Source organism: Parazoarcus communis, from assembly GCF_003111645.1.
GTDB classification, from domain to species: domain Bacteria; phylum Pseudomonadota; class Gammaproteobacteria; order Burkholderiales; family Rhodocyclaceae; genus Parazoarcus; species Parazoarcus communis_A.
Map to the genome: position 1 here is coordinate 1,536,501 of NZ_CP022187.1, position 20,527 is coordinate 1,557,027.

Consider the following 20,527-nt stretch of genomic DNA (forward strand, 5'->3'; position numbering starts at 1 on the left):
GCCGCGTTTTTGTTTTTGTGGTGCCGGACAGCCATACTGGGACATTGTCCCGGCTGCAGATCACCGCGCCCCCTGGCCCCGGCCTCACTACGCATCATCCTCTGCCATGACCGAACCCATCGAATCCTTTGCCCAGCTGGGCCTGCCCGACAATCTGCTTTCGGCACTCGCCGCAGTCGGCTATGAAACGCCATCCCCGATCCAGGCAGCGTGTATCCCGCACCTGCTCGCAGGACGTGACCTGCTGGGCGAAGCCCAGACCGGCACCGGAAAAACGGCCGCATTCGCACTGCCCGCGCTGGCGATGCTCGACATCGCCGACACCCGCCCGCAGGTGCTGGTGCTCACCCCGACACGCGAGCTTGCCATCCAGGTGGCCGAAGCCTTTGGCAAATACGCTCATCACCTGAAGAATTTCCACGTCCTGCCCGTTTATGGTGGGCAGAGCATGGTGGTGCAGCTGCGCCAGCTGTCGCGCGGCGCACAGGTCATCGTCGGCACGCCGGGCCGGGTCATGGACCACCTCGAACGCGGCAGCCTGAAGCTCGACGCGCTCAAGATGCTGATCCTCGACGAAGCCGACGAAATGCTGCGCATGGGCTTCATCGACGACGTCGAATGGATTCTCGATCACACCCCGGCAACCCGGCAGACGGCGCTGTTCTCGGCCACCATGCCCAACGTGATTCGTGACGTGGCACGTCGCCACCTGCGCGAACCCGAAGAAATCAAGATCCGTTCATCGACCTCCACCGTTGCCAAGATCCGCCAGCGCTACTGGCTGGTGCGCGGCGTGGACAAGCTCGACGCGCTGACCCGCATCCTCGATGCCGAGGAAACCTTCGACGCAGCCATCACCTTCGTGCGCACCAAGATTGCGACCGAAGAGCTGGCCGACAAGCTCGCCGCCCGCGGCTATGCTGCTGCAGCGCTGAACGGCGACATGACGCAGGGCCTGCGCGAACGCGTCATCGAGCAACTCAAGAACGGCGCGCTCGACATCGTCGTGGCAACCGACGTCGCCGCCCGCGGCATCGATGTGCCGCGCGTGAGCCACGTCATCAACTACGACATCCCCTACGACACCGAAGCCTATGTGCACCGGATCGGGCGTACCGGCCGTGCGGGCCGCGAAGGCTCGGCGATCCTGTTCGTCGCGCCGCGCGAAACGCGCATGCTCAAGACCATCGAGCGCGCCACCCGCCAGCCGATCGAACCCATCGCCCTCCCCAGCCGCGAGGAAGTCTCCACGCTGCGGGTGAACCAGTTCAAGCAACTGGTTCTGGACACCCTGAGCGGCCAGGACCTCGGTTTCTTCATGGACGTGGTCAATAGCCTCACCGAAGAAAACGAACTTCAGGCACACGAGATCGCCGCCGCACTGGCTTACCTTGCCCAGCGCGAACGCCCGCTGCAGGTCGAAGAGTCCGGCCGTGGCTGGGACGTGGCGACCACCGCGACCAGCGCCGGCGGTCGTCCTCCGCGCGAAGAGCACTTCACCACCGGCGCACCGCGTGAGCGCACCGAGCGCCCGAACCGGGACGAGATCCTCGCCCGCCGCCGCTCGTTTGCCGATGGCGCGCTGGCGCGCTACCGCATCGAAGTCGGTCGCAACCAGGGCGCGAGCCCCAAGGAGATCGTCGGCGCAATCGCCAACGAAGGCGGAATCGACGGTCGCTTCATCGGCCAGATCCACCTCTTCAACGATTTCTCCACGGTCGAGTTGCCGGCCAACCTGCCCGACGACCTGCTGGGCGTGCTCAAGCGCACCCGGGTCAAGCAGTGCGCCCTCAACATCCGCCCGCTGACCGACGAAGAGGCGCTGGCCACCCCCGAGCGTCCGCGCGCGCCGCGCGGCGACCATGCACCGCGTGGCGACCACGCACCGCGCCGCGAGGACAGCCCGCGCCGTGAGCACACGCCGCGCCGGGACGACAGCTTCGGCGATCGCCGCCCGCCCCGCCCCGCAGGCGGTGAGGGCAAGCCGGCCTGGGGCAACAAGCCTGCCGGTGGCTATGAAAAGCCCGCCGGCAGCTATGGCAAGCCCGGTGCGCCGAAGCCGTGGAGCGGTGCCCCGCGTCGCGACGATCGCGGCCCTTCGCGCTCGGGCCCCGATCGCTCGGGCTCTGCGCCCTTCTCGGCCGGCAAGCCGAAAAAGCGCAGGGAAGACTGAGTGCCCGCCACCGCAAGCAGCGGGGCGCCGTTTGCGGGCCTGACACCGGACTTCGTCCTCGATGCACTGGAGAGTGTCGGCCTGCGGCCTGACGGCCGCCTGCTGGCACTCAACAGCTACGAAAACCGCGTCTATCAGGTCGGCATCGAAGACGGCCCGATGCTGGTGGTCAAGTTCTATCGTCCCGCGCGCTGGACTGACGCAGCCATCCTCGAGGAGCACAGCTACACCGCGGAACTGGCCGAACGCGAGATCCCGGTGGCGGAGCCGGTCATCATCGGTGGCCGCAGCCTGCACCTCCATGACGGCATGCGCTTCACGCTGTTCCCGCGCCTGAGCGGACGCGCACCGGAACTGTCCGATCCGGCCACGCTGGAGTGGCTGGGCCGGTTCATCGGCCGCATCCATGCCGTCGGTGCGCTGCACCCGTTCAAGTCCCGTCCGGCACTCGATATCGCCAGCTTCGGCGAAGAACCCCGTGCCTGGCTCCTCGCACACGATTTCATTCCCGCCGACATCCTTCCGGCGTGGAAGAGCACGGCGGATCAGGCGCTCGACGGCGTGCGCCGCGCCTTTGACCGTGCAGGCAAGTTCGCCTCACTGCGCCTGCATGGCGACTGCCATATGGGCAACGTACTGTGGCAGCAGGGCGCAGGCGGCGGGCCGCAGTTCGTCGACTTCGACGATGCGCGCATGGGGCCGGCGATTCAGGACTTGTGGATGCTGCTCTCGGGTGAGCGCCACGAGCAGGTCGGGCAGCTCGCCGACATCCTCGCCGGCTACGAGGACTTCATGGACTTTTCACCGCGCGAGCTCCACCTGATCGAAGCCTTGCGCACGCTGCGCCTCATCCACTATTCGGCGTGGCTCGCACGACGCTGGAACGACCCCGCCTTCACCGCCGCGTTTCCGTGGTTCAACACACAGCATTACTGGCAGGACCGCGTGCTCGAACTGCGTGAACAGATTGCGCTGATGGACGAGCCGCCGCTCTGGCCAGCCTGAGCCCCGGACAAGCGTCCGGTTACGCCGACATTGCGGAGCACAACTGCGACAACGAGCGCTAAACTCGTGCCACGCGTCTAGCCCTTCCATTCGTTCAACATGCAACTTCAGGCCTGGTATCACTCCTGCTCTGCCGGTTTCACGCTGCGCGGAGAGCACTCCCTGCCCTCGGGCAAACCGGTGCTTCATTTCGTACACGGAAACGGATACTGCGGTCGGACCTACGAGCCGATGCTGGCGCGCCTCACGCCCCACTTCGATCTCTTCCTGTCGGACATCCAGGGCCACGGAGACAGCGACCACGGCGGCCGCTTTCATGGCTGGAACCGCACGGCCGCGCTGTGTCTGGAAGCATGGCGCGCACGCGGCACCCTCTTCGGCGATGTGCCGGTGTTCGCGGTCGGGCACAGCTTCGGTGGCGTCATTACCAGCCTGATGCTGGCCAAAGCGCCTGATCAGTTTTCACGTGCCGTCCTGCTCGACCCGGTCCTCTTTCCACCCGCCATGATCGGACTGATGGCCCTGTCCGACGTCGTCGGGCTGTACTCACGCAACACCCTCGCCCGCCGCACCCGCCAGCGCCGCCACCACTGGCCCGATCGCCAGTCGGCATTCACCTCGCTGCACGAGCGCGGCATGTTCAAGGGCTGGAAAGAAGAAGCCTTGTGGTCTTACGTCAATCATGCGTTGCGCAACACGCCGGAAGGCGGGGTCGAACTCAAATGCAGACCGGCCCGCGAAGCGGAGATCTTCAGCTCCTACCCGCGCCGACTGTGGTCGTCGCTGGCGCGAATCACCACCTCGACGCATGTGCTGCGCGGGGACAAAACCTACCCGTTTGCAGCCAAGGGCATCACCCGCTGGCGCGACAGCAATCCGGTAGTCAGCGAGCAGGTGATGCCTGGCGGCCACTGCTTCATGCAGGAAGATCCGGCGCGCAGCGCCGAGGCCATCTGCGCTTTTCTCAGCAAGGACGCGCAGCGCCAGCCCGGCGGATAGGGTCGATTAGTATCTGGCCGGCCCCATCAGCAACTCGGGCGCGACCTCGACCGTTTCCTCACCGTTAGTTACCCAGACATGACCGTCCTGCAGGGTGCATTGCAGGCGCATGCTGCGATCCGTGAGGCGCGCCAGGGCTGGGGCCACCTCGGGTGCGATGCGGAGCACACTGAGGCTCTGCTGGCGCGTGAGCTTGGCCTTGATGCCCTCCCACCAGACAGGGGCGGCCCGACCGTAGTTGATGACCACCACCTTGTCCGAGCGGCCGCAGGCTTTGCGAATCCACTTCTCGTCAGGCTGCCCGACGAAGATCCAGCGCTTGATCTCGCCGGTCAGGTCACGCTCCCACAGATCGGGCTCGTCATCGACGCAGAGTGCGTTGCCAAAGCTCAGCGCCGGGTCGGCATAGAGTGCGAAGGCGAGCAGGCGCACCATCATGCGATCGTCGGTTTCCGACGGGTGCCGGGCGAGCGTCAGCGCATGGTCGCCGTAGTAGCTGCGATCCATGTCTGCAATCTGCAGCTCAGCCTTGTAAATCGTTGCCTTCAGTGCCATCCGAACCGCCTCAGTAAAAACTTAATGAACCGTATCCGACGGACGGTTTGCACGTTGCCAGGCCACCACGGCCTGAGCCGCATGAGCCATGACCACATCGCGCTGCGGCGCCGGCAACTCGCGCGCGAGCGAGGCGAAGAGCGCCTGCGTGGCCTCCTGGGCCACGCCCTCTGCCGCCAGCCCTTCGGACAGGCAGCGAATCTGGATATGTGCCAGCGCATCGGCCACCAGGCGCCAGCCTGCACCCGGCATGTTCCCGACCAGCGCCAGCAGCAGGCTGCCGAGCTGGCCCGCCAGGCGCAGCGCTTCGTCGCGATTCTCGCTGGCAATCGACGAATGCCACAGCGCGAGGTGAATCCCGCGGCGCAGCTCGACCTTGAAATCGATCGCATTGGCCTCGGCCGCCGTCAGCGCCTCGAACTGCTGAAGAAAGCGGGACTCAGCCTGCGCATCGAGCCCGGTGCGCAGCGCGCCGAGAAGCTCGGAGAGCGCCGGAATTGCGGTGAGACCGAAGGCCTGACTCCAGGCCAGACCCCATTGGTCCGCACCGGCCACCAGCATGGCCAGGCGCAGGGCCCGTGCATCTTCGCCCTCCCCCGCGCGAGCCCAGTTGCGCATGGCCTCGCACAAAGCGGTCACGCCCTCGGCACGCTCCTGATCAGAGGCTTCGATGCTGAGCCGGAAGACGCGCGCAAAGGCGTCCTGCGCCGTGCGTGCGGCCTGACGCTGCACCTCGGGCGCGGCCAGCTTTTGCAGCGGGTCTGCGGGCAGAACGGTATCGGTGGAGGGCGCTGATGACATGACTCGGTTCCGTAAAGCGGGCGCATATTGTGCCGATCAGGACGCAATCGGGCAACGAAGGCCTTGCATTGCAGACAGAGTCAGGCTGGGCAGTGCAGCGAGGCGGTCAGTTTCGCAGCACTGCCACGATGCGGGGGTTGAAACGCGCCGGCCGCAGTTCTGCAGCCCGGCGCGCGCTCAGGATGCCCAGCGGAAGCTGGAGCGCGGCTTTTCCAGGGTCGGAACGCCGTCGCGCAGCGATGTCAGCATCCGGCTCAGGGCACCCGCATCCTCTTCGGTAAAGCCGCGCTTGAAATCGGTCAGGATGAGCCGCGAGCGGCTGAGCCAGTTGCCCGGTGCATCGTCGATCGCACACCAGGCCGCCGAGGCGACGTCGGGCTCGTGCTGTGCGAGCCAGAGCATGGATTCGCGCTCACGCAGGCCGTGAAGCTCCGAGCCCAGTTTGGGCAGCATGTGCGGCGTTACGCCCGCGACCCGCGGACGGATGTCTTCGGAGAAGCGGGCGACCAGCTTCTGCAGCGAAAACAGCATGCGCCAGTCCGACGAAATCACGATGCGCGCTTCCTCGAACTCTCGAATCACGGCTTCGATCAGCGGCAGGCAGCGGAAATCCTCCACCTCGCCCCAAGGGTGGGTCACCCCGTCGAAATCCATGAAAATGTAGGTCGTTCGATTCATTCGTTGTGCTCTTTAGCACTGTCTGAAAAAAGGTTTTTTCGACAGTGGGTTCATTGATGCTGCAATGCAGAATATACTGGAATCCAGTTTTTGTGCACCGCACACAAAAGTTTCTTTTTCTGTGCCCGACCACGGCCGTAATCTTCGTCTGGTCGAATAGGTCGGTGCAAGCCAATCTTTCACGCGTAGACACATGGAGCCCATCATGACCCCAATCATCAATCTGCAAGGCAAGGTCGGCCTGATCACAGGCATCGCCAACGAGAAGTCGATCTCGACCGGTGTTGCCGAGGCCTGCGCCCAGGCTGGTGCGACGCTGATCATTACTTACCAGAACGAAAAGACGCGCGCTTTCATCGAGCCGGTGCTTCATCGTCTCGGCGTCAAGGACGCCTACCTGCTGGACGTCACCAAGCCCGAAACCATGGACAACGTCTATGCACAGATCGATGCCAATTACGGCAAACTCGATTTCGTGCTCCACAGCATGGCCTTTGCCAAGCGCGACGACCTTCACGGCCGTGTGGTCGACACCTCGGCCGACGGCTTTGCGCTCGCCATGGACGTGTCCACCCACTCCTTCGTGCGCCTCGCCAAGATGGTCGAGCCGCTGCTGGTCAAGGCAGGTGGCGGTTCGCTCGTGACCATGACCTACCTCGGCTCCGAGAAGGTCATCCCCAACTATGGCGTGATGGGTTTGTGCAAGGCGGCCCTCGAAGCAGCCACCCGCTACATGGCCGCAGAACTGGGCGAGAAGAACATCCGCGTCAATGCGGTCTCCCCCGGCCCGCTGATGACGCGTGCGGCATCGGGCATCGCGGGTTTCGACGGACTGATGGCCGCAGCGGTTGAACGCGCCCCGATGCACAGCCTGGTGACGCCGGAAGACATCGGCGCCCTCACCGCCTTCCTGGTTTCCGACGCTGGCCGACTGATCAGCGGCGGCGTACACTTCGTGGATGCCGGCTACAACATCATGGGCTGATCGAAGGGGCTGTCCTTGATCGATCTCGAGAGAGCGCGTGCGGAACTGGGGCGCGAGTGCCTGGTCCTCCCGGACCCGGTGCCCGCGCATCCCTTGGTCGACGGCAAACAGGAGATCGGTCGGGGCGAATATTCGATCGTGATCGACAAGGGCGACGACGAGCGGGTCTACAAGATCGTCAGCTCTCCCGCCGACTATTTTCTCTACACCGCCGAAGACCGTCCCCAGGGCGAACACTTTCCGATCGTGTATGCCGACCACGGCATCATCGGTCGCTCGCGGTCAGGCTATCCCTTTCACCTGCTTGAGATGGAGCGCCTCTACCCGCTCAACGCCGATTCTCCGGCCGCCGATCTTGCGACGCGCATGATCGAGTGCTACTGGTCGGCCTGTCAGCAGTGGAGCCGACTCGGAATGGACATGGGCCGCATCGCGCTCTACCACATGACGGTTAGCCCGCTGGATGTGAGCGAGAGCCTGCAACAGGCGCTCAAGGCACTGTCCGACTTTGTCGAGGAGTATCACGTGCTGCCCGACATCCTCAACGCAAACAACCTGATGATGCGCAAGGACGGCACGCTGGTGTTTTCAGACCCGGTGTTCATCGCCTGAAGCAGCGCCCCTTCCGGGCACGAGGGGTATCATTCCCGTTCGGGCAACGGAAAACAGTCATGAATCAGGACCTAGAACACGACGCAGGGCACGAGCACGTGCCGGCGCCGCATCCACGCAGCATCGGCATCCCGCGCACGGGAAGCTTTGATGCGCCTGCATTCGAGCAGGCGATTACGGATCTGTTGCGCGCCAGTGGCATCACGCCCGACTCGAGCCACACCGGGCGCACCGCGCAGCGCGTGCGCGAACTGTGGCAAAAACGACTGCTTGGCGGCTATGAACTCGACCCCGCCGAGGCCCTCGGCGACGGGTTCGAAGACGAACGGCGGGACATGGTCGTCGTGCGCGGCATTGCCATTCATGGCGTCTGCCCTCACCACCTGGTGCCGTTCCGCGGCTACGCCCATGTCGGCTATGTGCCGGGCGGGCGGCTACATGGATTCGGCCGCATCGCGCGACTGGTGGACGCCATTGGCCACCGTTTCACTTACCAGGAATGGATGACGCGCGACATCGTCGACGCCCTCATCAGGCACGGCCACGCGGCGGGAGCGGCCTGCGTGATCGAGGCCGAGCAATTGTGTCTGCTGCTCGGAGAAGATCGCCGCGGCGACGAGCGCGTCATCACCCAGGCCTTTGCCGGCAGCTTCGAGCAGTCACCCCAGTTGCGCAACGAGTTCCTGCGCGCCATCGACCACACGATGCGCTGACCACCGGCCGCCTGCGCAGGCAGGCAGCACGCACCGCCGAACAACGAGGGAAGTTCAGGGAAAGAGCTGGCGCACCGTGCTGCGGTGCTCGGTGATGTCCAGCATCGTCACCTCGCGCCCGAGCAGCACGACAGACCCCCGGTAACGATCGAAGCCCGACCCGGAATACTCGAAGTCGTACGCACGCCGTATCGCCATGCGTCCGTCTTCGTCGCGCGCAAGCCGCAGTGAGCGGCCGGCGACGGTCTCGTCGAGCAGTTGCACCCCTTCGCGCTCGCACGCATTGCGCGCAGCGGCAATACCCGTTTCGCGCGCCTTTAGGCTGTCGAACCAGAACCAGGCCAGCAGGCCCAGCAGCGACAGCGCGGAGAGTTCAGCAATGGACATGGACACAGATTAGCACTGCATCAGCTGATCATCATGCCCCGGATCATGTAGAAGATGAGCGCGGCCATCAGCGCCGAGGCCGGCACCGTAATCACCCAGGCCGCAGCAATCCGGATGAGCTGTGAGCGCTTCACCAGTTGCCGTTTATAGACCTTGCGCAAGCCCTTGCGCTCGACCTTGGAGAAGTTGGCTGGGTCCTCGCGACGCTTGGAGCGCAGCTTGAGGTCCCGCAGCATGTCGCCCTTCTCATCAACCGAGGCCTTGTTGAACAGCACGAGGAAAGCGTCGATGGCAGCCTGGTCGCCTTCCGGGTGGTGCGCCTTGATCTCGGCCATCATGCGGTCGTAGTTGCTCTTCAGGTACTCACGCAAGAAACCGACGCCGAACACGCCTCCCACCGCAATATGGGTCGAGCTGACGGGCAGGCCGAGCTGGCTGGCGACGATCACGGTGATGGTCGCCGCCATCGCGATGCAGTAGGCGCGCATCTGATCAAGCTCGGTGATCTCCGTCCCCACAGTGCGGATGACCTTGGGACCGAACAGCGCAAGCCCGAGCGCGATGCCGGCAGCGCCCACCCCCATCACCCACAAGGGAATGGCAGCCTTGTCGTTGATCACGCCACCCGACGTGATCACATCGACAATGGCAGCCAGCGGCCCGACCGCGTTGGCGACGTCGTTCGAACCATGCGCGAAGCTCAGCAATGCCGCAGCGAAAATCAGCGGCATCGTAAACAGCTTGTTCACACCACTCTTGGTGTTGGCGATCACGTGGACTTCACGACTCGCGCGATGACGCACGACACCGAAAACGATGACGGCAAAGCCGAAACTGTAGATCAGCGCCTCGATGAAACTCAGCTTCCAGACCTTGCCAAGCCCCTTGAGCAACAGGTAGGCGCCGAAACTCCACGCCATGAAGCCGATCAGCAGCGGCACCATCTTGCGCGCAGCGGCGGCCATGTCGGCCTGATAGGTGATGCTGCGCTTGATCACGTAAAGAAAAAAAGCAGCGACCAGACCGCCGAGCACGGGCGAGATCACCCAGCTCGATGCGATGGCCGACATCGAGCTCCAATTGACGATATCGAAGCCCCTCGCTGCCACACCGGCACCGAGCACGGCGCCGACGATGGAGTGCGTGGTCGAGACCGGTGCCCCCACTGCGGTGGCAAAGTTCAGCCACAGCGCCCCTGCGAGCAAGGCTGCGAGCATGACCCAGATGAAGGTCTCGGCGGAGTCGTGCAGCATGTCCGGATTGATGATGCCGCTGCGGATGGTGCCAACCACTTCGCCACCGGCGATCAGGGCGCCCGCAGCCTCGAAGATTGCGGCAATCACCAGCGCGCCGCCGAGCGTCAAGGCCTTGGAGCCGACCGCAGGGCCGACGTTGTTGGCGACGTCGTTGGCGCCGATGTTCATCGCCATATAGCCGCCGATCATCGCTGCGATCACCAGCACCATGCTGCCTTCGCCCTGGCCGCGTATCGCGGTGTACAGCATCACGCCGACGATAAAGAGGAAGGCAATGCCAATCCTGAACAGCTCGCTGCGACCGTGCGCCGTGGCGCGCTCTATGTCGTTGATATTTTTGAGATCCATGCAAATGCATCCGGAAATCGGGAATTCGCCATTGTTTCAGAAAAAAGACAAGTTCCCAACGACAACCGAAAAATACGGGTCTTGAAGATGAAGGTCCCGCGGCATCGGCACAACAAACCGGGGCCGGGATGGGCCGGTCCGTCAGAGGCGGTGGTACTTGTCGGAACGCCCGCGGGCCTTGTCTGCCGGGTAGCGCTCGGCATTGATCGCCAGCTTGCGGCGTGCAGCATCGGCCAGATCCACCTCAAGCACGTCAGCCAGGCGGACGAGGTAGAGCATCACGTCCGCGAGTTCGAGGGCGACCTCTTCCCGCGTCCTGTCGTCGAGCGCCGCCGACTGCTCAGCACTCAGCCACTGAAAGTGCTCGATCACTTCGCCGGCCTCTCCCGCCAGCGCCATCGCCAGGTTCTTGGGGGTGTGAAACTGCCCCCAGTCACGCTCCTCCGCAAAACGGCGCAGGCTGTCCCGCACCTCGTGCAACGCGTCCTTGCTCATTCGATGTGATGCTCCAGGTCGAAGCCCGCCTCTGCATCCTCACCCAGCAGTTCGACCAGCCGGGGCAGGACCGCCTCCAGCCGCTCGGGCAGCACCCACGGCGGATTGACCACGAACAGGCCGCTGCCGAACATGCCGAAACCATCCTTGGGTGCGCCCCGCACGGCCAGACGTACGTCGAGCCAGCTCTCGGCCCCGAGTGCCGCCAGTCGCTCGGGCAGCTGCCGAGCTTCCGGCCGCGCCAGCATCGGATACCACAGCGCGTAGGTGCCGGTGGGAAAACGCCGCATGGCATCGCGCAGGGTATCCACTGCCTGGCGATAATCGTCCTTCACCTCATAGGGCGGGTCGATCAGCACCACGGCGCGACGCGACGGCGGAGGCAGGAGTGAGCGCAGACCGGAGAAGCCGTCCGCCTTCCTGACCTGCACGCGCTCGGTCTCGGTGGCAAAGGTCTGCTGCAGCGACACCGCGTCGGCCGGATGCAGCTCGAACAGACGCAACCTGTCCTGCGGCCGCGCAACAGTCATCGCCAGCGCGGGCGAACCCGGGTAGAACACCAGCCGGCCATGCGGATTGAACTGACGCACCGCCTTCACATAAGCGGTCAGTGGCGCAGGCAGATCGTCGCAATCCCACAAGCGCCCCACCCCATCGACGAACTCCGACGTCTTCTCTGCCTGATCGCCGTCCAGCGCATAACAGCCCGCGCCCGCATGGGTGTCGATATACACCCAGGACTTGTCCTTGCGGTTGTAATAGTCGAGCAGTTCGAGCAGCACGAGGTGCTTGAGCACATCGGCGTGATTGCCTGCATGGAAGGCGTGGCGATAACTGAGCATGGGCGGAAACAGTAGGCGAAGGCGTGGAATGCTACCACCACGAACAGCGATCATGCGCTGCCGGGCCTGCTGTACGCAGGCGATACCGATTACAATCCGCCCCTCTGGCGAGTCGTTCGCCCATCATCACAAGACCGGAACACCCATGCTGCGAATCACCGAGCTCAGACTGCCCCTGGACCATCCCGAGGAGGCGCTCAGAAGCGCCATCATCGAGCGGCTGGGCATTGCGGCGACCGACCTGCTCGCCTTCACCGTCTTCAAGCGCAGCTACGATGCGCGCAAGGCTGCCTCGCTGAGCTTCATCTACACCATCGATCTCACGCTGAAGAACGAAGCCGGTGTGCTGAAGCGCTTCGCCGGCGACCGCCACATCAATCCCGCCCCGGACACCGGCTACCACTTCGTCGGTCAGGCGCCGGCGACGGTCGCGCACCGTCCGGTCGTCGTCGGCTTCGGCCCCTGCGGCATCTTTGCCGCCCTGATTCTGGCGCAGATGGGGTTCAGACCGCTGGTGCTGGAACGCGGCAAGGCAGTGCGTGAGCGCACCAAGGACACCTGGGGCCTGTGGCGCAAGAACGTGCTCAATCCCGAGTCGAACGTGCAGTTCGGCGAAGGCGGTGCCGGCACCTTCTCCGACGGCAAGCTCTACAGTCAGATCAAGGACCCGAAGCACTATGGTCGCAAGGTATTGACCGAGTTCGTCAAGGCCGGCGCGCCCGAGGAGATCATGTATGTGAGCAAGCCTCACATCGGCACTTTCCGGCTGGTCGGCATGGTGGAAACCATGCGTGCCGAGATCGAGGCCCTCGGCGGCGAAATCCGCTTCCAGCAGCGCGTCACCGACCTGCGTATCGAAGACGGCCAGGTGCGCGCCGTCGTGCTCGCGGGCGGAGAAGAGATCCCCTGTGACCACGTAGTTCTGGCTCTCGGCCACAGCGCACGCGACACGGTGGAAATGCTGCATGAACGCGGTGTGTTCATGGAAGCGAAGCCGTTCTCAGTGGGTTTCCGCATCGAACATCCGCAGTCCCTGATCGACCGTGCCCGCCTCGGCAAGTATGCCGGCCACCCGCTGCTTGGCGCGGCCGACTACAAGATCGTGCACCACGCGCAGAACGGGCGCTCGGTCTACAGCTTCTGCATGTGCCCCGGCGGCACGGTGGTCGCAGCCACCTCGGAGCCGAACCGTGTGGTCACCAACGGCATGAGCCAGTACTCGCGCAACGAGCGCAATGCCAACGCAGGCATCGTGGTCGGCATCACGCCCGAGGACTATCCCGGCGGCCCGCTGGCCGGCATCGCCCTGCAGCGCGAACTGGAATCGCGCGCCTTCGAACTCGGTGGCGGCACCTATGAGGCGCCCGGTCAGCTGGTGGGTGACTTCATCGCCGGGCGGCCGTCGACGGCGCTCGGATCGGTCGAGCCCTCCTACAAGCCCGGGGTGAAGCTGGGCGACCTGTCGACCGCCCTGCCCGACTACGCAATCGAGGCCATACGCGAAGCACTGCCCGCCTTCGAGCGCCAGATCAAGGGCTTCTCGATGCATGACGCGGTACTGACCGGGGTCGAAACCCGCACCTCGTCGCCCGTGCGGGTCACCCGCGGCGAGAACTATCAGAGCCTGAACGTGAAGGGCCTCTACCCCGCGGGGGAAGGCGCAGGCTACGCCGGCGGCATCCTGTCTGCCGGTGTCGACGGCATCCGGGTTGCCGAGGCGCTCGCCAAAGACATCATCGACGGCCAGCAGGCGGACTGAGCCCAGCCCGCGCCGCGCTCAGCGCGGTCACAGGCGAGCCAGACGCCGGCCTGACAGGCTTCGGGCTCAGTTCGTTGCCACCGCAGGCTTGGCGACGACCTTTTCGTCATGTGCCGCTGCCGGCGGCTCATCCGGCAGGATCAGCGTGAGCAAGATGGCGGTAATGCCACTGATCGTGATCGGCGATCCGATCACTTTCTGCACTGCATCCGGCAAGCCGCTCAGCGCATTCGGCACCATGCTGACGCCAAGACCGAAACCGAAGGACAGGGCCATCACGTAGATCGCCTTGCGGTCGATTGTCTGCGTCGACAGGATGCGGATGCCAGCCACTGCGATCGAACCGAACAGCACCAGCGTTGCACCGCCCAGCACCGGCTTGGGCAGCAGCACGAACACCGCGCCGAAGATCGGAAACAGGCCGAGCAACACCAGCAGGCCAGAGATGTACTTGCCCACATGGCGGCTTGCCACGCCGGTGAGCTGGATCACACCGTTGTTCTGACTGAAGGTGGTGTTGGGGAACGTATTGAACACGGCTGCGAGGGCAGAGTTGAGGCCATCTCCGAGGATGCCGCCCTTGATCCGCTTCATGTAGACCGGCCCCTTCACCGGCTCACCGGAAATCACCGAGTTTGCGGTGAGATCGCCGGTGGTTTCGATCGCCGTGATCAGGTACAGAAACGCAATCGGGATGAACAGCGCCCAGTCGAATGCGAGACCAAACCTGAACGGCTCCGGAATCGCGAAAAACGGCTGACTGCCAAGCCTGGAGAAGTCAACCATCCCGGCGAACGCCGCGATCACAAAGCCCACCGCAAGGCCAATCAGGATTGCGCTGAGCCGGATCATGCTGTTGCGCGCAAAACTCAGCCAGATGATGATGGTGATCACCGTCAGCGCCAGCGCCATGTTGGAGGCAGAACCGAAATCCTTCGCTCCGAAGCCGCCCGCCATGTCGGTCACGCCGACCTTGACCAGACTGAGTCCGATGATGGTGATCACGATCCCCGTCACCGTCGGCGTGATGATCCTGCCGAGCTTGTAGATGAACCGGCTCAGAACGATCTCGATCAGACTGCCGGCGAGGCAGAGACCAAACAGCAGGGCCAGGATCTGCTCCGGCGTATCGCCCCGCCCCTTTGCCACCAGGCCGGCCGCGAGGATGGAGCCGAGAAACGCGAAACTCGTTCCCTGAAGACTGAGCAGACCGGAGCCGATAGGCCCGACACGCTGGGACTGAATCCAGGTGGAAACCCCGGAGACGAACAGCGACATGCTGATCAGGTAGGGGATGTACTGACCAAGACCGAGTGCGCCGCCAATAATGAGCGTTGGGGTGACGATGCCGACGATGCTTGCAAGAAGGTGCTGCAGCGCTGCAAGCAGACTGGCGGCGGTTCCGGGCCGATCCTCCAGCCCGTATAACAGTGCGGGCAGCCGAACAGCGGGGTTGTCTTGCGACATGACGAGGACTCCTGTGCGTAATTGGTAATGGCTCGGTCGGGTGCGCACACTCACCAGGCTCTGTGGCTCGATGAAATCCGCTCACCCGACGCATCCAAAGCACTCAGCAAGCCCCGTGCCGTCAAATCGCGCCCTCTTCAGCCCGCAAACCCCGGAAAACCGGATTTCTTCGCGCCGAAATGGGGCGCCGCAGACTCCGCACGCGCAAGTCACTGTTTAATAGCACTTTTCAATCCACTGGCATTGGTGCAGACATTGCGCTGACGCACCTTGCAGGTGAATTCATTACGCATATCCCCGACGGCTATTCGCACTATAGGGATATCGACATATGCACGAAGTCATCACGCCCCGGCAGATCCGGAACCCCGCCCCGCCGGATGGAGGGCGGAAAACACGATCAGGCCAGGTCCGAAATCGACCGCTCGCCGCGATGAAAGGCATCCGTGAAGCGGTCGAGACCGTGACTCCCGCCATTGACCAGCCGGCGAGCGTGACGCAGATCGCCCTCGATCAGCGCGCGCTTGATCCGGGCCTCCTTGTCCTTCAGAAAGGACGCCAGCAAACGCCCGGCAATCAAGGGGTCGGAAGCAAGCTCGGGCTTGCGCACCAGTTCATCCCCCATCCCGAGCAGCTCTCCATAGCGCGCATAGTTGAAGCGACCGGTGAGCTGGATGTAACCCCGTCCGCGAAAACGTTCGCCGTCAGGTGCGCCCTGGTTTCCGAGATCCCGGCGCGCGTCGTAGAGGTCGAAGGGATGACCACGCGGTGAGGTGTTGAAGCGTGAAAGCCCCTCCGGCACCGGCTTGAAACTCTCGGTCTCGGCACGAATCGTAGCCAGAGCCATCAACACCATCGGTTTGTCGGTCAGACCACTCTCGGCCAGTGCCGTACTCACAGGCGGCAGGTTCTCGCGGATATTGCGAATCGGCGTCGATGGAAACATCTCTGACACTGCCTGCACCGTCACTGCGGGCAGCACATCCGGCCACACGTCGGCACGTTTCGCCAGGTCGAGCGCCCCAAGCGTTCGCGGGCCGGCAATGCCATCTGCCAGCAGGCCCTCACTCAGCTGGAATGCCATGAGTGCCGCCTCGGTCCCGCCCCCGAACTCGCCGTCGAGCAGTCCAGGGTCGAAACCTCTCGACTTGAGTTCGCGCTGCAGGCGCTTCACCGCGGCGCCTTTCATTCCCCGCTTGAGCACTGCCATCGTTGTCTCCCCTGCATGAATGACGATTTCACTATAGGTCAGCGCAATCGCTTCGGCTGCAAGTCTGCACATTGTGCGGGCACATCTATACTGGACTGAAACCACGCGCGGCCGTCCATCCGACGCATATGTAGCGACACTTCACGAGCACCCCGAGTGCAACCGGAGGCTTCACATGTATGCCAGTTCGCAGGCGACCTTGATCACCACGGGCATGCTTCCGTTTCTGTTGCTCGTAAGCGCCGTGCTGACCGCACCGGTCTCGATCGGCCTGCTGGCGCTTTACCGGCGTGCGGTCTTGCGCTCGATGGCGATCTCCAGTGCGGCCGCGCCTGCAGTCGGTGACGGCTCCCCGCTCGCGCCCCCAAGGGCCGTGCTCAGGCTGTGCATGGTCGATGCCGGCGCCCTGCCGGAACCGCGAGCCCGCACCACCATCCAGCGTTCGCTCGTCATGGCATCGCTGGTCTACGGTGCAGCCGGATTCACTTACGCCCTGGTCCTCGGTGGCGCGTGGATGATCCAGACCCGCGCAGACGGCTTCGTGGTGATCCGGTTTCTGTGGCTGCTGTCCTGCTATGCGTGGCCAGCGGCACTCGCAATCGGTCTGCTGGTCGCCGTGAACCTGAAACAGCGCCTGATCGTCGCCTGCGCCTATTTCGTCATGCTGTTCGCGGTTGCGATCTACGGCCTGCTGCGCAACGACGCGCTGAGCGTCGGCCAGGTCGCGAGCTTCTGGATGCTGACCAACGCCCCCGCCACCATCCTGTTGCTCGCATTTCTGCATCGCCGCGTACGCGCGGTCGGTCCGCTGGTGCTGGCCTTCATGGTGGTCGTCGTTACCGGATCGCAGGTTGCACTGACCGTGGTCGGCAGCAGCGAAGCCGGCATGCGCGCAGCGGTACTGACCGGCGCCGCGGTCGGGCTCGGCGGAGAGGCCACGTTCTTTGCCACGATGTTGCTTGGCGCACTGCTGGCGGCGGTGGCGGGCTGGTTCTGCCTGAAGTGGCTGGGGCATCGCCATCTCGCCCGGCGCAGCAGCGATCAGGCACTCACGCTCGATGCCATGTGGCTGCTGTTCGGGATGGTGCAGTCGATCACCCTCGCCTTCGAAGGCTGGGCCTGGATCCTGACCGGTCCGGTCGCCTTTGCTGGCTACAAGGCCGTCAGTACGGCAGGCTTTCGCGCCGCAGGCCTGCATCGTGCGCCACTGCACCCGCCCTCGCTGCTGCTGTTGCGTGTGTTTGCGCTCGGTGCGCGCAGTGGTCAGCTGTTCGACGCACTTTCCAGGCGCTGGCTGCGCACCGGCGACATCAGCATGATCGCGGGCCCGGATCTGGCAACGAGCACCGTCGAACCACATGAGTTTCTTGATTTCGTGGGCGGCCGCTTGTCACGCCGGTTCGTGCGCGATGCCGACGATCTTGAGCAACGGCTGCAAGCCGCGGCCCGCGGCCCCGATCCGGACGGCCGCTACCGGATCAACGAGTTCTTCTGCCATGCAAACACGTGGCAACTGGCAATGCGCCGCCTGGCCGCATCGTCCGATGCAGTGCTGATGGACCTGAGGAGTTTCTCCGCCGCGAACCAAGGCTGCCAGTACGAGTTGCAGCAGATCATCGACATCGTGCCCCTGGACCGGGTGCTATTCCTCGTCGACGCCAGCACTGACAAGGCATTTCTTGAGCGCAGCCTGCTGGATCTGTGGAGCCGCGCCGCCAGCGACTCGCCAAACCGCGAACACCCCACGCCTCGGGCAAACATCGTCGACATCGGCAAGCGCGTCGAGACCATCATCCCACCCCTGCTCGGACTGCTAGACACTCCTCAGCTGCAGCCCGCCGCTGGAGCGGGCTAGTGCAGAGGGCTCAGAGATCGACGCGCAGCGTTACCCAGTGACGCAACTCGACGACACGGTCGGAGGGCTCGCCGCTGGCCTTGAATTCGCCGTGGGCGCCGTTGATCGACTGCGCGGTGTACGCGATTTCGCCACGCTGACCGCCGATATTGAAGGGATAGCCCAGGCGTGCGTCGAAGCGACGATAGAAGTCGACCGAGCTGTTTCGCGTCCACTTCATCTCGCCCACCCAATAACCGGCCAGCGAGAAGTCCAGTCCGCCTGGCAGCTTCTGCATCAGCAGAAAGGACGTCGAGCTGCTGGGACTGGACCGACGCGTCAGCAGATCAATTTTCTCCTGATTACTGGTTCTGACCAAAGTCGTCACCCCTGACCCCGGCATGACCGAACCCAGATATGTCGAAGAGATCTCGGTCCATGCCTGGCCGAGCATCAGCCGCGTCGAATCAAAAGGCTGCCAGCGCCACTGGAATTCAACGCCCTCGATCTTCACCCGCTGGATGGCAGTCGTATAATCAGCGCGAGTCGGATCGCATGTCCCGGGATAGTCCTGAACATCGCACACGGATGAAGGCAACAGCCGGTTCACCGTCAGCATCCGGTTCGGGATCCGCTCTCTGAACACCCGGATGTCCAGACTGCTGCGCAAGGATTTCCAGTCGCCAAGATAGCCAATCTCGATCGTGTTGATCTCCTCCTGCTCCATGTCCGGATCGCCAAGAAACTCCTGCTTGTAGACCTGGCCTGCCGGAATGGGCGTGCCACTCGCCGTCGAGTAAGGCGTCAGCACGCGGTTGCCGACGTAATCAACCGTACTGCCCGTCCGATAGGCACGGGACGCCCCCAGGCGCACCGTGTTCTCAGGGTTGAGGTGAAAGTTGAGGCTCAACCGCGGCGAGAAGTTACGACCGCCAAGCGAGTCGTACTCGCTCGCCGCCCCAAGGTTCCCGGTAAACCACTCCGCAGGCTTCCATTCAAGGTTGCCGAACAGTCGGGCGACACGCCGATAGACCGTGTCCCGTCCATACAGGAAATCGTCCGACTTCAGGCTGTCCAGCCGGTAACCCGCGCCCCACACCAGACGGGTGGCGTCGAACGGGGAAAACGTGTGTTGCGCCTCGAGTTCGTGCCGGGTACCGACATCGCCGTAGGCGTCGACCTTGTAGAGCAGATCGTCGTCCCCATTCCAGGTCAGATCATCAGTGCGTTCGATATGGGCCTCCGAACCGTGGTCTTCCGCATATGAATAGCGCAGCTGAAAATCCGAGCCCTCACCCAGGGCACGACGCCACAGAGCCTGAATGTAGGTGTTGGACTGATCGAAGTCCCGGAGCGGATTACCGGGGTCATCGCCGCCGGTGAGCACATCAACCCCATTGACTTCCTCTTTATTCAGACGCCCCTGAATCGTGGTGGCCTCGATATGGCCAAAGCTCAACTGCAGCTGATCGCTGTTGCTGAGCCAGAATCCGGCGTTCAGGTTGACGAGACGCGAATTGAACGAGTCCTGCCAGTCAAACTGGTCGGTGAAACCAGTATCGTTCTTCTCCTGGTAGGTGAAGCGGAAATCGCCACTCTCGCCCAGACGTCCGCCGGCTCGCAGCGTGGTATCGCTCACACCCTGGTTGCCCTGATTGGTGCTGACCGACACACCGCGCACCAGGGCCGGATCGACGGTAATGATGTTGATCACACCAAGGAATGCATTCGAACCATAGGAGACCGCGTTGGTGCCGCGCACGACCTCGATGCGCTCCACGTCCTCAAGCGCTACAGGCAGCGTCGCCCAGTTCACCCCGTTCTGGAACAAGGGCGAATACTGGGAACGCCCGTCGATCAGGACCTGCACCCGGGGGGAGAAGTCCTCATTGGTCAGACCATGGTAGGTGACCCGTGCCGCATCGGTATTGTTCGGATAGGTCAGAAAGCCCGGAACGATGCGAAAGACATCATTGAGGTCGCGCGCGCCGATCGCCTTGATCATCTCGCGATCGATCACGGTGACCGAGGCAGATGCGTCGGCAAGGCGCTGTGGCAGACGGCTGACCGAGGCAACGATGGGCAACTCGGCAAAAAACAGGTTTTCTTCAGCAAACGCGAAGGCGTCGATGCTCGAGGCACAGAGCAGGACCGGCAGCAAACTTGCAAGCATCCGCCTTCGAACAGGCGCGCCTATAACTAATTTATTAGTTCTGGCGTTTCCCGAACGCAAGCCAGAAGTTCCGAAGTGTTTTGCACCACAGTTCATGAATACATTGTCCGCATGTTTTTCCGAGCGTATCGGGACCGACACATTCGCTTCTTGGACGAAGTATCCATTGCGTTTCCGGGAGCGTCAATCGCATACCAACGCCCCGGAATGAGCGAAAAGCATGCATTCGGGCAGA

At 63.6% G+C, this 20,527-nt stretch carries 18 protein-coding genes; 8 read left to right on the plus strand and 10 right to left on the minus strand.

Annotation, left to right across the window (positions count from 1 at the left end):
* The first annotated feature begins 106 nt into the window (after window positions 1-106).
* The 3 genes from CEW83_RS07000 to CEW83_RS07010 all read left to right on the plus strand — a co-directional run bounded on the left by CEW83_RS07000 (window position 107) and on the right by CEW83_RS07010 (window position 4,177).
* Complete coding sequence (locus CEW83_RS07000; RefSeq protein WP_108948710.1) at window positions 107-2,173, plus strand: DEAD/DEAH box helicase; 2,067 nt, start codon at window positions 107-109, stop codon at window positions 2,171-2,173.
* On the plus strand, window positions 2,174-3,178 hold the full coding sequence (locus tag CEW83_RS07005) for a serine/threonine protein kinase (protein ID WP_108948711.1): 1,005 nt from the start codon (window positions 2,174-2,176) through the stop codon (window positions 3,176-3,178).
* A gap of 99 nt (window positions 3,179-3,277) precedes the next feature.
* A complete protein-coding gene (locus tag CEW83_RS07010; protein ID WP_108948712.1) occupies window positions 3,278-4,177 on the plus strand; it encodes an alpha/beta fold hydrolase in 900 nt (299 codons plus the stop codon).
* Window positions 4,178-4,183: 6 nt separating this feature from the next.
* On the opposite strand, the gene CEW83_RS07015 is transcribed toward CEW83_RS07010, so the two are convergent.
* From CEW83_RS07015 to CEW83_RS07025, 3 genes are all read right to left on the minus strand, one after another.
* Window positions 4,184-4,732: a YaeQ family protein gene (locus CEW83_RS07015; RefSeq protein ID WP_108948713.1), complete on the minus strand. Its 549-nt coding sequence runs from the start codon at window positions 4,730-4,732 to the stop codon at window positions 4,184-4,186.
* Window positions 4,733-4,753: 21 nt separating this feature from the next.
* Window positions 4,754-5,533 (minus strand): hypothetical protein, encoded by a 780-nt coding sequence (locus tag CEW83_RS07020; protein ID WP_108948714.1) that lies wholly within the window; start codon window positions 5,531-5,533, stop codon window positions 4,754-4,756.
* 177 nt (window positions 5,534-5,710) lie between these two features.
* Window positions 5,711-6,211 carry an HAD domain-containing protein gene (locus CEW83_RS07025; RefSeq protein WP_108948715.1) on the minus strand — a complete coding sequence of 167 codons (501 nt, stop codon included), beginning with the start codon at window positions 6,209-6,211 and terminating at the stop codon, window positions 5,711-5,713.
* A gap of 205 nt (window positions 6,212-6,416) precedes the next feature.
* Here CEW83_RS07025 and fabI point away from each other — a divergent pair, with 205 nt between their 5' ends.
* The 3 genes from fabI to folE are packed head-to-tail and all read left to right on the plus strand — an operon-like array spanning window position 6,417 to window position 8,521.
* Window positions 6,417-7,196 (plus strand): enoyl-ACP reductase FabI, encoded by a 780-nt coding sequence (gene fabI, locus CEW83_RS07030; RefSeq protein ID WP_108951247.1) that lies wholly within the window; start codon window positions 6,417-6,419, stop codon window positions 7,194-7,196.
* 15 nt (window positions 7,197-7,211) lie between these two features.
* Window positions 7,212-7,808, plus strand: coding sequence for a hypothetical protein (locus CEW83_RS07035; RefSeq protein ID WP_108948716.1), 597 nt, complete (start codon window positions 7,212-7,214; stop codon window positions 7,806-7,808).
* Between the two features lie 59 nt (window positions 7,809-7,867).
* Window positions 7,868-8,521: a GTP cyclohydrolase I FolE gene (gene folE, locus CEW83_RS07040; RefSeq protein ID WP_108948717.1), complete on the plus strand. Its 654-nt coding sequence runs from the start codon at window positions 7,868-7,870 to the stop codon at window positions 8,519-8,521.
* Window positions 8,522-8,575: 54 nt separating this feature from the next.
* Here the strand turns inward: folE and CEW83_RS07045 are convergent, their stop codons facing one another.
* The 4 genes from CEW83_RS07045 to CEW83_RS07060 form a co-directional block, all read right to left on the minus strand.
* Window positions 8,576-8,908 carry a DUF3301 domain-containing protein gene (locus tag CEW83_RS07045; protein WP_108948718.1) on the minus strand — a complete coding sequence of 111 codons (333 nt, stop codon included), beginning with the start codon at window positions 8,906-8,908 and terminating at the stop codon, window positions 8,576-8,578.
* Window positions 8,909-8,928: 20 nt separating this feature from the next.
* Window positions 8,929-10,512, minus strand: coding sequence for an inorganic phosphate transporter (locus CEW83_RS07050; RefSeq protein WP_108948719.1), 1,584 nt, complete (start codon window positions 10,510-10,512; stop codon window positions 8,929-8,931).
* 141 nt (window positions 10,513-10,653) lie between these two features.
* Complete coding sequence (locus CEW83_RS07055) at window positions 10,654-11,007, minus strand: nucleotide pyrophosphohydrolase (RefSeq protein WP_108948720.1); 354 nt, start codon at window positions 11,005-11,007, stop codon at window positions 10,654-10,656.
* Entirely contained in the window at window positions 11,004-11,849 is an 846-nt protein-coding gene (locus CEW83_RS07060) for a 23S rRNA (adenine(2030)-N(6))-methyltransferase RlmJ (protein WP_108948721.1), read from the minus strand. The genes CEW83_RS07055 and CEW83_RS07060 overlap by 4 nt, the downstream gene beginning before the upstream one ends.
* A 145-nt stretch (window positions 11,850-11,994) precedes the next feature.
* Between CEW83_RS07060 and CEW83_RS07065 the strand changes: the two genes are divergently transcribed.
* Window positions 11,995-13,608 carry an NAD(P)/FAD-dependent oxidoreductase gene (locus CEW83_RS07065; protein ID WP_108948722.1) on the plus strand — a complete coding sequence of 538 codons (1,614 nt, stop codon included), beginning with the start codon at window positions 11,995-11,997 and terminating at the stop codon, window positions 13,606-13,608.
* A 66-nt stretch (window positions 13,609-13,674) separates the two neighbouring features.
* Here CEW83_RS07065 and CEW83_RS07070 read toward each other — a convergent pair whose 3' ends face one another.
* Window positions 13,675-15,075, minus strand: a complete 1,401-nt coding sequence (locus CEW83_RS07070) for a nucleobase:cation symporter-2 family protein (protein ID WP_108948723.1) — start codon at window positions 15,073-15,075, stop codon at window positions 13,675-13,677.
* Between the two features lie 400 nt (window positions 15,076-15,475).
* Window positions 15,476-16,357, minus strand: coding sequence for a peptidoglycan-binding protein (locus CEW83_RS07075; protein WP_234419014.1), 882 nt, complete (start codon window positions 16,355-16,357; stop codon window positions 15,476-15,478).
* Window positions 16,358-16,460: 103 nt separating this feature from the next.
* Between CEW83_RS07075 and CEW83_RS07080 the strand changes: the two genes are divergently transcribed.
* Entirely contained in the window at window positions 16,461-18,140 is a 1,680-nt protein-coding gene (locus tag CEW83_RS07080; protein WP_108948724.1) for a hypothetical protein, read from the plus strand.
* A gap of 10 nt (window positions 18,141-18,150) precedes the next feature.
* Here the strand turns inward: CEW83_RS07080 and CEW83_RS07085 are convergent, their stop codons facing one another.
* Window positions 18,151-20,292 carry a TonB-dependent receptor plug domain-containing protein gene (locus CEW83_RS07085; protein WP_234419015.1) on the minus strand — a complete coding sequence of 714 codons (2,142 nt, stop codon included), beginning with the start codon at window positions 20,290-20,292 and terminating at the stop codon, window positions 18,151-18,153.
* Between the last annotated feature and the right edge of the window lie 235 nt (window positions 20,293-20,527).

Excerpts from the sequence above, each read along its gene's own strand:
- CEW83_RS07000 (WP_108948710.1), top strand. The coding sequence starts at position 107 with ATGACCGAACCCATCGAATCCTTTGCCCAGCTGGGCCTGCCCGACAAT.
- CEW83_RS07010 (WP_108948712.1), top strand. The coding sequence starts at position 3,278 with ATGCAACTTCAGGCCTGGTATCACTCCTGCTCTGCCGGTTTCACGCTG.
- CEW83_RS07015 (WP_108948713.1), bottom strand. The coding sequence starts at position 4,732 with ATGGCACTGAAGGCAACGATTTACAAGGCTGAGCTGCAGATTGCAGAC.
- CEW83_RS07020 (WP_108948714.1), bottom strand. The coding sequence starts at position 5,533 with ATGTCATCAGCGCCCTCCACCGATACCGTTCTGCCCGCAGACCCGCTG.
- CEW83_RS07025 (WP_108948715.1), bottom strand. The coding sequence starts at position 6,211 with ATGAATCGAACGACCTACATTTTCATGGATTTCGACGGGGTGACCCAC.
- fabI (WP_108951247.1), top strand. The coding sequence starts at position 6,417 with ATGACCCCAATCATCAATCTGCAAGGCAAGGTCGGCCTGATCACAGGC.
- folE (WP_108948717.1), top strand. The coding sequence starts at position 7,868 with ATGAATCAGGACCTAGAACACGACGCAGGGCACGAGCACGTGCCGGCG.
- CEW83_RS07045 (WP_108948718.1), bottom strand. The coding sequence starts at position 8,908 with ATGTCCATTGCTGAACTCTCCGCGCTGTCGCTGCTGGGCCTGCTGGCC.
- CEW83_RS07050 (WP_108948719.1), bottom strand. The coding sequence starts at position 10,512 with ATGGATCTCAAAAATATCAACGACATAGAGCGCGCCACGGCGCACGGT.
- CEW83_RS07055 (WP_108948720.1), bottom strand. The coding sequence starts at position 11,007 with ATGAGCAAGGACGCGTTGCACGAGGTGCGGGACAGCCTGCGCCGTTTT.
- CEW83_RS07060 (WP_108948721.1), bottom strand. The coding sequence starts at position 11,849 with ATGCTCAGTTATCGCCACGCCTTCCATGCAGGCAATCACGCCGATGTG.
- CEW83_RS07065 (WP_108948722.1), top strand. The coding sequence starts at position 11,995 with ATGCTGCGAATCACCGAGCTCAGACTGCCCCTGGACCATCCCGAGGAG.
- CEW83_RS07070 (WP_108948723.1), bottom strand. The coding sequence starts at position 15,075 with ATGTCGCAAGACAACCCCGCTGTTCGGCTGCCCGCACTGTTATACGGG.
- CEW83_RS07075 (WP_234419014.1), bottom strand. The coding sequence starts at position 16,357 with ATGTGCAGACTTGCAGCCGAAGCGATTGCGCTGACCTATAGTGAAATC.
- CEW83_RS07080 (WP_108948724.1), top strand. The coding sequence starts at position 16,461 with ATGTATGCCAGTTCGCAGGCGACCTTGATCACCACGGGCATGCTTCCG.
- CEW83_RS07085 (WP_234419015.1), bottom strand. The coding sequence starts at position 20,292 with ATGCTTGCAAGTTTGCTGCCGGTCCTGCTCTGTGCCTCGAGCATCGAC.